This window comes from Streptomyces sp. RG80 (genome assembly GCF_040446465.1).
Taxonomy (GTDB): Bacteria; Actinomycetota; Actinomycetes; order Streptomycetales; family Streptomycetaceae; genus Streptomyces.
In genome coordinates this window covers 539,382-554,834 of sequence record NZ_JBEAAJ010000006.1, presented here as the reverse complement: position 1 = coordinate 554,834, position 15,453 = coordinate 539,382, and the positions used below count along the sequence as shown (strand labels likewise).

The 15,453-nt window shown below is 72.5% G+C and carries 3 protein-coding genes; all 3 read right to left on the bottom strand.

Translation table 11 applies throughout. The annotated features are described in order from the left end of the window. Positions 1 to 26: 26 nt before the first annotated feature. From ABKA17_RS23270 to ABKA17_RS23260, 3 genes are read right to left on the bottom strand one after another with little or no spacing between them, the layout of a single operon-like run. On the bottom strand, positions 27 to 6,407 hold the full coding sequence (locus ABKA17_RS23270) for a non-ribosomal peptide synthetase (protein WP_353694112.1): 6,381 nt from the start codon (positions 6,405 to 6,407) through the stop codon (positions 27 to 29). Between the two features lie 6 nt (positions 6,408 to 6,413). Next, positions 6,414 to 14,111: a non-ribosomal peptide synthetase gene (locus ABKA17_RS23265; RefSeq protein WP_353694111.1), complete on the bottom strand. Its 7,698-nt coding sequence runs from the start codon at positions 14,109 to 14,111 to the stop codon at positions 6,414 to 6,416. After that, positions 14,108 to 15,406, bottom strand: a complete 1,299-nt coding sequence (locus ABKA17_RS23260; RefSeq protein ID WP_353694110.1) for a cysteate synthase — start codon at positions 15,404 to 15,406, stop codon at positions 14,108 to 14,110. Before ABKA17_RS23260 ends, ABKA17_RS23265 begins: the two co-directional genes overlap by 4 nt. Between the last annotated feature and the right edge of the window lie 47 nt (positions 15,407 to 15,453).

The following is a 15,453-nucleotide window of genomic DNA, read 5'->3' as shown; positions in this document are numbered from 1 at the left end:
GGCGCTGGGGCTTGTCGGGGGCCAGGTCAGTCGAGGCCTGCGGACAGCTCGTCGAGTTCGTCCCGGGACAGGCCTGCCACGGACATGCCGGCGCCGCCCGCGGCCCGGGAGACGAGTGCGGTGAGCGCGGTGCGCCAGGACTCGGCCAGCGTCCGCACCTCCGGCTCGCTCAGCAGGCCTTCGGGCCAAGCCCAGTCGGCCACCAGTTGGGGTCCGGCGGCAGAGTCGTGGACGACCGCGTTGATGTCGATCGTGTGGGCGGCGGCGAGGCCGGGGTCGCAGCCGGTGCCGAGTGCCGACGACTCGGGGGCGAAGGCCCATGGCTCAGTGACGTCGCTACCGGGAGCACTGAACCGGCCGAGGTAGTTGAAGCCGACAGCCGGCGTGGGCGCCTTGGCCAACTCGGCCGCCGTGTCGGGATTGAGGTGGCGCAGGAGGCCGTACCCCGCGCCGTGGTCAGGCAGTTCGCGCAGCCGATCCCGGACCCGGGTGGCGGCGAGGTCGGCAGCGGGTCCGGCGGCCAGGGCGTCACTCACGTCCACGCCCTCCAGGTCCAGGTGGACCGGGTAGAGCGAGGTGAACCAGCCGACTGTCCGCGACAGTTCGAGCCCGGGCTCCAGTTCCTCCCGGCCGTGTCCCTCGACGTCCAGCACGACGTGCGGGCTGCCCTGGTGATCGGCCAAGGCCAGCGCGAGGCCGGTGAGCAGGACCTCCTGGACGCCGGCCTCGAGGGTGGCCGGGACGCTGGTGAGCAGCGGTCCCGTGGTCTCGGGCGGCAGGGTGATCCGTAGCGAGTGCGTGGTGGCCGCGGTGTCGCGGTCGGGGTCGAGCGGGCGCCGGCCCAGTGGGGCGCGCGGGGCGTCGGCGACACGGCGCCACAGCTCGGCCTCGGCGACCCGCGAAGGCGTGCCCGCCTGCCGGCCCAGCGCCTGCGACCAGCGCCGGAACGACGTGGTGACGGCGGGCAGTCGGGGGGTGCCTTCGGCGACAGCCTCCCAGGCGGCTTTCAGGTCGGGTACGAGAATGCGCCAGGACACACCGTCCACGGCGAGGTGGTGGACGGCCAACAGCAGCCGCCCGGGCAGGTCGTACCCGGCGTCGAACCACACGGCCCGGACCATCGCCCCGGCCGCCGGATCGAGCAGTGCCACGACCCGGTCGAACTCCTCGGCGACGCAGGCGTCGAGTTCGCCAGAACCGGACATGCCGGAGACGTCTCGACGGTCGAGCAGGTCCGCGGCGTTGACGTCCCCGACCGGGGCGACATCCAGTTCCGGAGTCGGGGTGAGCCGGGAACGCAGCATGTCGTGGTGGTCGAGCACCGCCTGCAACGCCTGGGTCAGCCGCGGCAGAACGGCACCCGCCGGGACCGTCAGCAGGACGGATTGACTGAACCGGCCGATCGGGCCGCCGCGTGCGAGCAGCCACCGCATGATGGGGGTCAGCGGGACCGAGCCCACCGCGTCGACGTCATGGGCCTCGGCCCCGCCGCCCGCGTCCGCCCCGTCACCGGCGTCGCCGTGAGAGCTGCCGAGCGGTCCACGAGCCACCGCCGCCAGCTCCTTCACCGTCTGGTGCTTGAAGACATCGCGGGCGCTGATCACGACTCCGGCCTCGACGGCCCGGCTCACGAGCCGGATCGAGGTGATGCTGTCGCCGCCGAGGGCGAAGAAGTCCTCGTCGAGGGGGACTTCGGGCAGCTTGAGCAGCTCGCGGAAGAGACCGGCGAGGACACGCTCGGCCGGTGTCGCCGGCTCCTGTCCACCGTCGCCGGCTGCGGGCTCGGGCGCTGGCGCGGACACGGGAGTGGACACAGGCGTGGGGGTGGACACGGGCGTGGGCAGCGCTTTGCGGTCGGGCTGTTCGTCGGGCCTCGGCGCCGCTGCTTCGAGTTGCCGCTGTTCCTCCTCCCCCGGGAGGTCGACGTCCTCGATGCGCAGGTCGGGGTCGGTGGCGACGGTGGCCAGGAAGCGGACGAGCCTCCGGGTGAGCCGCTGGACCGTGCCCGGATCGAACAGGTCGGTGCTGTACTCGGCGATGGCGTCGATGCCTGCCGGAGTGCCGTCGCCGTGGCGGCGCTCGTTCAGGTAGAGGCAGAGGTCGAAGCGGGCCGCGCCGGTCTGGACGTGCTCGCGCTCCACTTCCAGGCCGGGCAGGTTCAGGGCGGCGTCCGCGGAGTGGGCGGTGAAGGCCAGCATGACCTGGAACAGCGGGTGGCGGGCGAGGGTGCGCCGCGGGCTGAGGGCGTCCACGAGGAGGTCGAACGGCACGTCCTGGTGGGCGTAGGCGGCGAGGTCGAAGTCCCGGACCCGGACCAGGAGTTCACGGAAGGTGGGGTTGCCCGAGGTGTCGGTGCGCAGTGTGAGGCTGTTGACGAAGAAGCCGACCAGGTCGTCCAACCTGGCGTCGGCGCGTCCGGCGACCGGCGTGCCCATGGTGATGTCGGTCCCCGAACCGAGCCTGGTCAGTGTCGCGGCGAGCCCGGCCTGGAGCACCATGAACAGGGTGACCCGGGAGGCGGACGCGAGGTCGGCGAGTGCGGCGTGCAACTCCGAGTCGACCGTGAGTTGCACGCGGTCGCCGCGTCCGGTGGGCTCGGCCGGCCTGGGGCGGTCGACCGGGAGCGGCAGCTCCTCCGGAGCGCCCGCCAAGGCCTCTTGCCAGAACGCCGTCTGGCGTTCCCGCAGGCTCTGCGTCTTACCTGCCGCCCCGTCGAGCAGTTCGCGCTGCCAGTGGGCGAAGTCGGCGTACTGGACGGGCAGTGGCTCCCACTGCGGGGCACATCCAGTGGTCCGGGCCGTGTACGCAGTCTCCAGGTCGCGCATCAGCGGTGCCATCGACCAGCCGTCGACGGCTATGTGGTGGGCGAGCAACAGCAGGACGTGCGTGTCGTCGTCGAGCGCGAAGAGTGTGGCGCGCAGCGGTGTTTCGGCGGACAGGTCGAAGCGGTGCCCCGCGGCTGCGGTGAGCCGCGCGGGGAGTTCCGCCTCCGTCGCCTCTACGACGGTCAGGGCCGCGTGTCCCGCCTCCGGGTCCAGGATCCGCTGGTAGGGGATGCCCTGGAAGTCGGGGTGGAGGGTGCGCAGCGGTTCGTGGCGCGTCACTACGTCGGCGATCGCCGCCTCCAGCGCCGTCACGTCCACCGGGCCGGTCAGACGCAGAGCCCAGGGAACGGTGTAGGTGTTACTGCCGTCGAGGCGGCCCAGGAACCACAGCCGCTGCTGGGCGTACGACAGCGGGACGGGAGCGTGTCCGCGTTCCGCCACCGTGAGTTCCGGGAGCCGGGGGGCTCCCGCGCCTTCGCCGATGCGCGCGGCCAGCGCGGCGGGGGTCGGCGCTTCGAACACCGCGCGCACTGGCGGTGCGCTGCCCAGCGCACTCCTGACGCGGTCGGTGAGCCGCACGGCGAGCAGGGAGTCGCCGCCGAGGTCGAAGAAACCGTCGTCCGCGCCGACCTGGTGCCCATCCAGGCCGAGGACGTCGGCGAAGAGCCCGCACAGGATCTCCTCCTGCGCGGTGCGCGGGGCACGTCCTTCGCCGTTCGCGGAGGGCGCGGGCAGGCCGGCACGATCCAGCTTGCCGTTGCCCGTCAGGGGCAGCCGGTCCAGGACGACCACGGCGGAGGGGACCATGTGGTCGGGCAGTGTCCGCCCGGCGTGGCGGCGCAGCGCGTCCGCGTCGAGGGATCGTCCGACGGCGTAACCGACCAGCCGCCCGTCCCGGACGAGGACGACCGCCTGCGTCACGTCGGGGTGGCCGGCCAACACCGCCTCCACCTCGCCGAGTTCGACACGGAAGCCACGGATCTTGACCTGGTCGTCCGCCCGGCCCAGGTACTCCAGCTCGCCGTCGGCCGACCACCGCGCCAAGTCACCTGTGCGGTACATGCGTTCACCTGAACCGGCGGCGAACGGGTCGGCGACGAAACGTCCGGCGGTCAGTCCCGGCCGCCCCAGGTACCCGCGGGCCAGGCCCGCTCCCGCCACGTACAACTCGCCCGTCACGCCCGGCGGCACCGGGCGCAGGCCCGCGTCCAGGACGTATGTGCGCAAGTCGGGGATGGCGTGACCGATGCCGCCGGCCTGCGGCCGATCGTGTACCGCGCCTTCGGTCAGCGGCAGGCCCGTGACATGGACCGTCGTCTCGGTGATGCCGTACATGTTGACCAGTACGGGCGCGTCCTGCGGGTGGCGGGTGTACCACTCGGCGACCTGTGCGAAGTCGAGCGCCTCACCGCCGAAGACCACGTACCGCAGGGCCAGTTCGCGGCCGATGTCCGGCAGTGCGGCGTCGGCCCGCAGGAGTTCACCGAAGGCCGAGGGGGTCTGGTTCAGCACGCTGACGCGCTCGCGCGCCAACAGCTGCAGGAATTCCTCCGGTTCACGGCTCACCGTGTACGGGACGACGACTAGCGAGCCACCGTGCAGCAGCGCGCCCCACAGTTCCCACACCGAGAAGTCGAACGCGTAGGAGTGGAACAGCGTCCATACGTCGTCCGGGCCGAAGTCGAACCAGTGCCGGGTGGCCGAGAAGAGCCGGACGACATTGCGGTGCGGGACCGCCACGCCCTTCGGCCGTCCGGTGGAGCCCGAGGTGTAGATCACGTAGGCGATGTGGTCGCCGGTCAGAAATGGTGCCTCGGGTGCCGTGCCGGGATACGCCGACGATTCCTCCGGCGTGACCACGGGCACCTCGCACTCAGGCAGGCCGGGCGCCAAGTCCTGTGTGGTGACCAGCAACACCGGATCCGCGTCGGCGAGCATGAAGGCCAGCCGCTCCGCCGGATACTCGGGGTCCATCGGCACATACGCGGCGCCGGTCTTCAGGACCGCCAGCACGGCCACCACCAGCTCCGGCGAGCGCGGCAGCGCGAGGGCGACCAGCCGCTCCGGGCCCGCACCGCGTGCCGCCACCAGGTGGGCGAGGCGGTTGGCCCGTGTGTCGAGTTCGGCGTAGGTGAGGCGGGTGCCCTCGTGCACCACCGCCGTGGCGTCGGGGGTGCGGGCCGCTTGGTCCGCGAACAGCTCGGGCAGGGTGGCCAAAGGCGGTACGGCACCGCCCGGAAGCCCCTGCCGCTCCCCCACCAGCCCTTCCCGCTCCCCCGGCAACAGGATCTCGACCTCGCGCAGGCGCCGCGCCGGGTCCGCCACGAGGGCTTCCATGACGGCGGCGAACCGGTCCAGGAGCTGCCGGGCGCCGGTCTCGTCGTACAGGTCGGGTCGGTAGGACAGGCGCAGGGCGAGGCGGTGGCCGGGCAGGACCGCGAGGGTGAGGGGGTAGTGGGTGGCGTCGCGGCCGGTGAGCTGGGTGACCCTGTACGCCTCCGGGCCGCCCCCTGCGGTCGGATGGTTCTCGAAGGCCAGCAGGGTGTCGAAGAGTTCACCACCGCTGCCGGCGGCACGCTTGATGTCGGCGAGTCCCAGGTACTGGTGGGTCAGCAGGCTCGCCTGCCGCTGGTGGAGCGCGGTGAGCAGGTCGGCGACGGTGTCGTCCTCGTCCCAATGGACGCGGGTGGGCACGGTGTTGATGCAGAAGCCGACCAGGGAGGCGGCATTGGGCAGTTCGGGCGGGCGTACGGTCACGGTCTGGCCGAAGACGATGTCGGTGCGGCCGGTCAGGCGGCCCAGCAGCATGCCCCAGGTGCCCTGGACGAGCGTGTTGAGGGTGATCCCGAGGGACCGGGCGGTGGCCTCGGCGGCACTGGAGAGGCGCTCGGGGAGTTCGACGACCAGTTCGTGGGGCACGAGGGTGCCGGTCCGGCCGGGGGCGAGCACGGTGGGGTCGCCCGTCCCCGCGAGGGCGTCGCGCCAGGCGGTCTCCGCGGCGCTTCGGTCCTGCCGTTCCAGCCAGGCGAGGTAGTCGCGGTGGGCGGGCACCGGCGGCAGTGCGGTGGGCGGCCGGCCCGTGTACAGGGCGGTGAACTCGCCTGCCAGCAGCTGCTTCGACCAGCCGTCCAGCAGGATGTGGTGGTTGGTGACGAGCAGCCGGTAGTCGTCCTGGTCCCACCTGACCAGCAGATAGCGCAGCAGCGGCGGCTTGGCGAGGTCGAAGCGGCGGGCGCGCTCCTCGTCCAGCAGCCGCTGCCATTCCCGGTCGCGCTCGTCCTCGCCGAGGCCGGACACGTCGGCTTCCGCCCAGGGCAGTTCGACGGCTGTGGGCACGATCTGCAGGGGACGTCCGGCATCCCGTCGGCGGAAGCAGGCACGCAGGGTGGGGTGCCGGTCGAGCAGCGCCTGTCCGGCGGCGCGTACCGCGGTGGGGTCGACGGGGCCCGCTAGTTCCAGGATCTGCTGGGTGGCGTAGAGGTCGGGGGCCTGCTCGTCGTCGTACAGGGCGTGGAAGAGCAGGCCTTCCTGCAACGGCGACAGAGGCAGGATGTCGGCGATTCCTGAACCGGACCGTGTCACCGTGGGTTACCTCCACTCATTGCCGAACTCGGCTTCGAGTTCGTCGATCTCTGCTTGGGACAGGGACACCAGGGGCAGGTCGGACGGGGTGTGCCCGCCCGCCGCGCCGTTGCCGCCCTGGGCCTGCGCCGCCAGTGCCGCGAACCAGCCGTCCGCGAGGACGTTCACGTCGTCCTCGGACCAGATGCCGGGGGCCCAGGACCAGGTGGTGTCGAGCCGGCCGTCGTCGGTGGTCACAGCGGTGATCTCCAGACCGTGGGCCACGGGCATGGCGGGATCGTGCACGGCGCCCAGGTTGCGCAGTGCCTCCGGCGCGGGCGACCAGGCGCCGTTCGCCGAAGGGGCGGCCCGTCCCAGGTAGTTGAAACCGACCTCCGGCACCGGAAGCTCCGCGAGGACGGGCCCGGTCTCCGGGGCGAGATGACGCAGTAGCCCGTGTCCGATGCCGCGGTCCGGGGCGGACCGCAGCTGTTCCTTGACCGTCTTGAGGACCTGCGCCGGGTCCTCGGGGTCGATTCCGGACAGGTCGAGCCGCGCCGGTACGACACTCGTGAACCAGCCGACGGTACGGGACAGGTCGATGCCGTCGGCGATCTCCTCGCGACCGTGCCGCTCGATGTCCAGCACCAGGGTCGCGTGCCGCCGCCACCGAGTGAAGGCTGCCGCCAGTGCGGCGATCAGGACGTCCTCGGGACCGGCGTGGAATGCCGTCGGCACGGTGGTGAGCAGGTCGGCGGTGACCTCGGCGGGCAGGACCCGGGTGAGATGACGCATCGAGCCGATGACGTCCTGCCGGGAATCGGGCAGTCGGGCGCCGAGGAGGGGGCCGGGGTGGCCCAACACGGCGCGCCACACGTCCAGTTCGGCCTGTCGTGCCGCCGTCCGGGCCTCCCGCTCCAGCAGCCGGGCCCAGTTCCGGAAGGAGGTGCCGCGCTCGGGCAGCTTCTCCCCGCGCCAGGCCGCCGCCAGATCGGAGCACAGGATGCGCCATGACACGCCGTCCACCGCCAGGTGATGGACAGTCAGCAGCAGCCGCCCAAAACGGCCGGAGTCGGCATCGCACCACACCGCGCGCACCAACTCACCCTTCTCCGGGTCGAGTTGCGAGGCCGAACGGTTGAGCACCTCCGCGAAGTCCACGGGCCCGGTGATGCGCTCCAGCACCGCGGCCGCGTCGACCGATCCGGGAGGGGTGATCTGTGCCGTCCGTCCGTCGGGCGCCAGGCGCAGCCGTAGCACGTCGTGGTGGTCCAGTACGGCCTGCAGCGCCGCTGTCAGCCGCTCCTCGTCCGCGTCAGCGGGGACGAGGAGCAGGACGGACTGGCTGAACGCCGCGATCGGACCGCCGCGTTCGAGCAGCCGGTGCATGGCCGGGGTGAGTGGCAGTGTGCCGGTCGGCGCGTCCGGTTCCTGAGCGGGGCCGGTGGCCGGCCGAGCCGTCGCCGTGGCGGCGAGAGCGGCGACCGTACGTTGCTCGAACACGTCCCGCGGGGTCAGCCGCAGGCCCTCGGCGATCGCGCGGCTGACGAGATGGATGGAGGTGATGCTGTCGCCGCCCAGGTCGAAAATGCCGTCGTCGACGCCGATGCCGGCGCCGGGGATCCCGAGGACCTCGGCGAAGAGGTCGGTGAGTGCCCGCTCCTGAGCGGTGCGCGGAGCCCGCCCCGTCGTCTCGCCGGAGGCGGCCGGTGCGGGCAGGGCAGCCCGGTCCAGCTTGCCGTTGGGTGTCATCGGCAGCGCGTCGAGCACGACCAGCGCCTCGGGGACCATGTGAGCGGGCAGCTTCCGGGCGGCGTGCGCGAGGAGGGCGGGGCAGTCGGCCTCGGCGACCGGGACGACGTAGCCGACCAGGCGCCGTACGCCCGTCCGGTCCTCGCGCACCACCACAGCGGCCTGGACGACGGCGGGATGGGAGGTGAGGGCGCCCTCGACCTCGCCGGGCTCGATCCGCAGGCCGCGGATCTTGAGCTGGCCGTCGGCCCGCCCGCGCAGCTCCAGCGTGCCGTCGGCCCGCCACACGGCCAGGTCACCGGTCCGGTACATGCGCCCGCCGGACGGGTCGAAGGGGTCGGCGACGAACCGCTCGGCGGTCAGGACCGGCCGTCTCCAGTAGCCACGCGCCACATGGTCGCCCGCGAAGTACAGCTCCCCCTCGACCCCGACCGGTACGGGGTTGAGGCGGCTGTCGAGCACGTAGGCCTTGGTGTTCCACATGGGGCGGCCGACGGGCACCGGTCCGGTCGGCAGGTCGTCGCCGGGTTCGATGCGGTGGTCGGTGCAGCCGACGGTGAGCTCGGTCGGGCCGTAGTGGTTGATCAGGCGTACGTCGGGGTGGTCATGGCGCCAGTCGCGCAGTGCCTCGCCGACCAGGGCCTCGCCGCCGAGCATGAACTCCTCGGCCGGCGACAGGTCGTGCGGCAGGGCGGGCAGCAGGGGGAGGTGGCTGGGCGTCGCCTTGAGGAAGGTGTAACCGCCGCTCACCGGCGCCGCGCCGGCGTCGTGGAAACCGGCGATGTGTACCCGGCCGCCGGCGGCGAGGGCCCCGTGCAGGGTGGTCACGGTGGCGTCGAAGGACATCGTGGCGTGCAGCAGCGAGGTGCCGCGCAGGCTGGGGTAGGCCTCGACGCAACGGGCCACGTAGGTGGTCAGGTTGCGGTGCTCGACGACGACACCCTTGGGGCGGCCGGTGGTACCCGAGGTGTAGATCAGGTAGGCGGGATCGGCGGGCCGGGCCTGGACAAGGGGCCTGTCCGGGTCGTCGGGGACCGCGTCCGGATCCACGACGGGACAGTCGGTGTCCGTCTCGACGTCGAGCCGGTCCCTGGCGATCAGGCACACGGGCTCCGCGTCGGCGAGCAGATAAGCGGTGCGCTCGGCCGGATGCTCCGGGTCCAGCGGCAGATACGCGGCGCCCGCCTTGAGAACGGCGAGCACGGCGACGGCGAGGTCCGCCGAACGGGGCAGCGAGAACGCGACGATCCGCCCCGGTCCGGCACCGTGCGCGGCGAGAACGCGCGCCAACCGATTTGCCCGGGCATCGAGTTGACGGTACGTCAGGGCACCCGCTGAATCCGCGACCGCGACCGCGTCGGGTGCCTCGGCGGCACGCGCCTCGAAGAGCCGGGGAAAAGTGGTGTCCGGCACCTCACGCGCCGTGTCGTTGAACTCGACCAGCAGGCGGTGGCGTTCGGCGTCGGTGAGGAGATCCAGGGCGCCGAGGGCTCGGTCGGGGTCCCGGACGGCGGCCCGCAGCAGGCGTTCCAATCGGGCGGCGAGTTCCTCGGCGGTGCTGCGGTCGAAGAGGTCGGCGCTGTACTGGAGTATGCCTTCGATGCCCTCCGGGGAGCCGTCGGCACTGAGACGCTCGCCCAGGTTGAAGGTCAGGTCGATCTTGGTGGCTCCGGTCTCCACGGGCAGCACATCGGCGTGCGTTCCAGGGAGGTCGAGGCGGGGCCCGGCAGTGGGGCGGAAGGCGAGCATCACCTGGAAGAGGGGGTGCCGGGCGAGTGAGCGGGGCGGGTTGAGGGCCTCCACCAGGTGCTCGAACGGCAACTCCTGGTGGGCGTAGGCCGCCAGATCCGTCTCCCGCACCCGGCGGAGCAGTTCCCGCAGGCTCGGGTCGCCCGAGGTGTCGGTGCGCAGGACGAGGGTGTTGACGAAGCAGCCGACCACATCGTCCAGCACTTCGTCGGCGCGGCCGGCGACCGGCGTGCCGAGCGGGATGTCGGTGCCCGCCCCCAGCCGGGAGAGCAGGGCGGCGAGTCCCGCCTGCACGACCATGAACACCGTCGTACCGGTCTCGGCGGCCAGCGCGCGCAACCGCCGGTGCAGGTCCGCGTCCAGCCGGACGGGGATGTCGCCACCCTGATGAGTGGCGCGCGCGGGACGCGGACGGTCGGCGGGAAGGGGGAGTTCGTCGGGAAGCCCGGCGAGCGCCTCACGCCAGTAGTCGAGTTGCCTGTCCCGATCCCCGTCCTCGCCGAGCACCTCGTGCTGCCAGACGCAGTAGTCGCCGTACTGGACGGGAAGCGGCACCCAGCCCGGTTCTCTGTCCGTCAGCCGGGCGCGATAGGCGACCGACAGGTCACGCAGAAGGGGGTCCATGGACCAGCCGTCGCCGGCGATGTGGTGCACAAGCAGGAGCAGTACGTGGTCCTCGGGGCCCAGCACGAGCAGGTGCGCCCGGAACGGGGCCTCCTCCTCGATCCGGAACCCTTGACTCGCCAACTGGCCCAGCTGATACGGCAGTTCCGCCTCTGTCATGTCGTCGACGACATGCACATCCGGCGGGAAGGGATTCAGCAGCCGCTGGATCGGCAGCCCGTCGGCGTCCGGGTAGACGGTGCGCAGGATCTCGTGCCGGGCGACCATGTCCGCGAGCGCCGCGCTCAGGGCGTCCCGGTCGAGGCGAGCGCCGGTGAGCCGTACGGCCAGGGGGATGTTGTAGGCCGCGCCAGGCCCCTCCAGACGGTGCAGGAACCACAGCCGTCGCTGGGCGGACGACAGTGGCGCCGGGCCAGGACGCTTGCGGGGAGTCGGCCGCGAGGCGGGCCGTGCGGCGGTGTCGGCCTCGGTCAGCAGCCGGGCGAGTCCGCTCGGCGTGGGCGACTGGAAGACATCGCGCAGGGCCAGTTCGACGCCGAGGGTGGTGCGGATGCGGCCGAGCAGACGCAGGGCGAGCAGGGAGTGACCGCCGAGCGTGAAGAAGTTGTCGCGGGAGCCGACACCAGGCAGCCCGAGCACATCGGCGAAGAGGGCGCACAGGGCCTGTTCGTGCGGGGTGCGTGGGGCGGCGTAGCCCTGCGGGGCGGCAGCGGCCGCCGGGGCGGGCAGCGCGGCCCGGTCCAGTTTGCCGTTGGGGGTCAGTGGCAGCCGGTCGAGGACCACCACGACCGCGGGGACCATGAAGTCGGGCAGCAGGGCGGCGAGATGGTCGCGCAGGGCGTCCGGGGCGGCGGTGGTGCCCTCCGTGCCCTCTGCACCCTCGGCGCACACCGCATACGCGACCAGCCGTCGATCGCCGTCCCGGTCCTCCCGTACGACGGCCACCGCCTGGGTGACCTCCGGGTGGGCGGCGAGAGCCGTTTCGATCTCGCCGGGCTCGATGCGGAAGCCCCGGAGTTTGATCTGGCCGTCGGAGCGGCCGTGGAACTCCAGCTCGCCGTCGGCCGTCACACGCGCCCGGTCGCCGGTGCGGTACATGCGGGCGCCGGGCGGGCCGTACGGGTCGGCCACGAAGCGTTCGGCCGTCGCGCCCGGGCGGCCGAGGTAGCCGCGGGCCACGCCGAGGCCGGCGAGGTACAACTCCCCCACCGTGCCCGGCGGGAGGGGGTGCAGAGCCGAGTCGAGGACGTACGCCCGCATGCCGTCCAGTGGGCGGCCAATCGGGAGCGGGTCGGGCACCGGCGCGTCCGAGGTGCAGGGGCGGCGCGTGGCGAAGGTGGTGGTCTCGGTCGGGCCGTAGCCGTCGGTCACCGTCAACTCCGGGCAGGCTGCCAGAACCCGGCGCACGGCGTCGGCGGGGACGGCCTCACCACCGGTCCACACCTGACGCAGCCCTGCGAAACAGCCGGGGTCGTCGTCGGCGGCGAGGCGGAACAGTCCGGCGGTCAGCCACAGGGCCGTCAGTTCGTGGCGCTTGGTCAGGCGGGCGACGGCGGCGGCATCCACGTCCTCGTCGGGCCCGGCGATCACCGCGGTGCCGCCGTTGAGCAGCGGCACCCACATCTCGTACGTGGAGGCGTCGAAAGCGGTCGGCGAGTGCACCAGCACGCGCGCGTGCGCGCCGTCCCCGAAGGCAGAGTCGGCGGCCAGAGCGGTGACGTCGTGATGGGTGACGGCGACGCCCTTGGGAACGCCGCTGGAGCCGGAGGTGTAGCTGACGTAGGCGAGTTGGGCCGGGTGCAGCGGCACGGCGGGATCCGTGTCCGGCTCGACGGCGAGCGTCGGGGCGTCGGCACTGACGACCGTGATCCCGTCGTACGACTCGACTGGCGCTGTGTCGGTGAGCAGGACCTCGGCGCCGGTTTCGGCGAGGATCCGCCGCGTGCGGGCGCCTGGGGCGCGCGGGTCGAGGCCGACGTAGGCGGCGCCGGTCTTGAGGATGGCCAGCAGCGCGACGAGGAGGCCGTCGGAACGGCCCATCAGGACCGCGACGCGGTCCTCCGGCAGAACGCCGAGGTCGATCAGCCGGTGTGCGAGCTGGTTGGCGTAGGCGTTCAACTGCCGATAGGTCAGGGCGCGTTCGCCATGGACGGTCGCGGTGGCGTCGGGGGTGGCCGCCAACTGGGCCGCAAACACCTCGGGTACGGTCGCCGCTCCCCCTGGCGCGGTGGCGCCGGCGAGCCGCGCCTCGCCCCGCTCGTCGGGCGCTGTCACCTCGGTCCGCGCGACCGGGGTGCCCGCGATGACCGCCGCGGCGAACCGCTCCACGAACCGGGCGAAACGCCGCTGGTGGGCCGTGAGTTCGGCTTCCGTGAAGTGGTCGGGACCGGCGTCCAGGTCGACGCGGATGCCGTGGCCGTCCGCCCGGTCGTAGATGTTGAAGGCGAGGTCTTCGACGGGTCCGGTGGACAGGTTGTGGCGTGTGGTCGGATGCCCGGCGAACCGCAGTTCCGGCCCGAACGCCATGATGTTGACGACGGGCCCGAAGAAGCGCCGCCCGCCCTGGGGCCAGTCCAGTTCCCGGCGCAGGTCCTCGCCCCGGTAGCGCTGGTGTGCCAGCAGGTTCCGGGTGGCGGAGGCGGCCTGGTGTACGAGGTCGTGGGCGGCGGTGTCGGGACGTACGGACAGTCGCAGCGGAAGCACGTTGGACGCCATGCCCGGTGTGGCGAGTTCGCTCGCGCTCTCGCGGGCGGTGACCGCCAGGCCCAGGACGATGTCGCGGGTTCCGGTGAGGCGGTGCAGGTAGGCGGCGGTCGCCGCGAGCAGGACGCGCGACCAGCGGGTGCCGGTCCGAGAGGCGGCCTCGTGCACCAAGTCCCCAGCGTTGGGCGGAAGGTGGCCGATGCGCCGGAGGAAGTGGCCGGCTACGTGCGGTGGACGGGCTGACAGGCTCACCGGCTCGGGCCGGTCGGCGAGCGCGGTCGTCCAGAACTTGCGGTCCGACGCGTGTCGTTCACCGGCGCGGTAGGCCTCGTCGGCCTCTACCAGCGGAGCCAGTGGAGCCGGCGGCGGGATGTGGGGCGTGCCAGCGACGAGGGCGGTGTAGGCGTCGGCGACCCGGCTCGCGATGAGGGAGCAGCTGTAACCGTCGACGGCGATGTGATGGTAGGCCTGGTACCAGATCCAGTGGTCGTCCGCGAGCTTCAGCAGCGCGTACCGGAAGAGCGGGGAGCGCTCCAGGTCGAACGGGGTCGCGAAGTCGGCGGCCATCCAGGCCTCGGCGGCCGACAAAGGCTCGGGTTCGCCTGTGAGGTCGACGACGTGCAGGTCCCAGGCGCAGTCGGCGTCGACGACCTGGCGGACGGTGTCCTCATCGGCCGTGAACCGGACTCGCAGAGTGTCGGTGGCCGCCACCACCTGCTCGACGGCTTTACGGAACCGGACGGGATCGACAGGGCCGCGGATCTCGGTGTACTCGCCCACGTTGTAGGCGGGCCCGGCGGGGTCCAGCCGCTGTCCGAACCACATCGAGCGCTGGGCGGCGGACACGTCCAGGACGGGTGGGACGGTTGAAGGGTCCAGGCGAGGGGCGCTGGTCATCGGGCGGCCTCCGTGGCGGTCGCGAGGCCGGTGGACTGCCGGGCCACGAGGTCCGCGACGGCCCGCGGGCCGTCCTCGATGCCGGGCCAGGGCACACGCAGCCAGGGCTCGGCAGGGATGAGCGCCAGGTCGTGGCCCTGGCGGGCCCGACCACCGCCGGTGATGTTGAGCAGGACGAGTTCGTCGCGGCCGACCTGGCCGGACCGTGCCGCCTCGGCCAGGGCGGCCAGGGCCACTCCGGCGCCCGGTTCGATGTCGATGCCCTCGACCTCCTCGAAGAGGGCCATGGCATCGAGGGCCGCGACGTTGTCGGTGCGCAGGACATCGCCGCGGCTCTCGATGAGCACGTCCCGCACGCCACCGCGGACGGTGAACGGTGGGCGCCTGTTGGTCAGTTCGCGGGCCAGCGGCTCGTGCTCGCGGTCGGCGGGCGCGGCTGCGGCGCCTCGCCAGGCTTCGTACAGCGGCGCGAAGGGTGCGTTCTGGCAGATCAGCAGGCGGGGCAGCGGCTCGCCATCGGCATGCAGTCGCCGTGCCGCCTCATGGGCGCCGATGGCTCCGGTGCCGCTGCCGACGGCCTGCACATAGGTGTCCGGAAGTCGTCCGAGGGCGTCGGCGGCGGCCAGCATCACGGTGCCCAGGCCGTCCCGGCGGCCGACGTTGCGCGAGCCTCCCTCGGCGTGATGGCCGGGCAGGGCGGCGAGGAGGTCCGCGCAGGCGATGGCGTCGCTGTAGGTGGCGGTGCCTTCGAGGACGACGATCCGGACGCAGGGGTCGAGCGGGCCCGGGAAGCGCATCCGTTCCAGGGCCGGGGCAGGCACCACGAGGAGGCAGGGCACCTGGTGTCGGGTGGCGGCCCAGGCGAAGGCTGCCGCGGTGTTGCCCGCCGAGGGGATGACGAGCACGGGCGGCTCGGCGGGCATCCGGCCGAGCACCGTATAGGCCTCAAGGTCCTTGAACGTGCAGGTCGGCAGATACGCCTCACGTTCCGGCCAGTATCCGTTGAAGGCCATCCACAGCCGGTTCAGGCCGAGGCGGCGGCCGAGCCGTTCAGCGGGCCGGACCACCGGGCCCGGGACGTCGGGGAAGGTGCGCGCCACCGGCAACAGCGGGGCGTATCGGAACAGGCCGGTGCCTGGGCCGACGACGGTTCCGGTTCTGTCGTATTCGGTACGCAGGAATGCCGGTTCGTGCCGACGGGGGCAGTCGAGGAGGAGGCCGTCGTCCTCGTATCGGGTCCCGCACGAGGAACAGAAAACGGCGTAATGACGTGTTCCCGGCCGTACTCCGGACATCTTCGCTTGCCTTCCGCAGTGCCGCGTATCGCTGATCAATTGGAACC

Excerpts from the sequence above, each read along its gene's own strand:
- ABKA17_RS23260 (WP_353694110.1), bottom strand. The coding sequence starts at position 15,406 with ATGTCCGGAGTACGGCCGGGAACACGTCATTACGCCGTTTTCTGTTCC.
- ABKA17_RS23265 (WP_353694111.1), bottom strand. The coding sequence starts at position 14,111 with ATGACCAGCGCCCCTCGCCTGGACCCTTCAACCGTCCCACCCGTCCTG.